Below are 306 nucleotides of genomic sequence, written 5' to 3'. Positions count from 1 at the left end.
CTACCACCGCCGCCGGCGTCAGGCCCGCCTGGGCCGATTGACCCCCATCGAATACGAGACCATCATGAACCCGACCGTCACCCTGGCGGCCTAAACCAAGCTGACACCTGATCGTGCATCAGTCCCCCACGGCCCTGTTGAGCACACCAATGGCAGTGAGGGCCTTCTCATCGGCGCATATCTCCGCGTAGGCCACCCGGGAGTGGTCATCGATGACAGTGTGGACGAATGCGGTGCCGATACGAGGTCGGTAGTCGTGGCCGCGCTCACCGGTGAGGCGGGCCTGGGCACGGGCGTTGAGCTTGC

General features: G+C 65.0%; 1 pseudogene. It reads right to left on the bottom strand.

Features of this window, described 5'->3' with window-relative positions:
• Positions 1-127: 127 nt before the first annotated feature.
• Positions 128-306, bottom strand: a pseudogene (locus GSY69_RS13940) (IS481 family transposase); the annotation flags it as partial.

Source organism: Brevibacterium rongguiense (assembly GCF_009857845.1).
GTDB classification, from domain to species: domain Bacteria; phylum Actinomycetota; class Actinomycetes; order Actinomycetales; family Brevibacteriaceae; genus Brevibacterium; species Brevibacterium rongguiense.
Note: the sequence above shows the minus strand (reverse complement) of the source record. Positions and strands in the feature narration are given on the sequence as shown.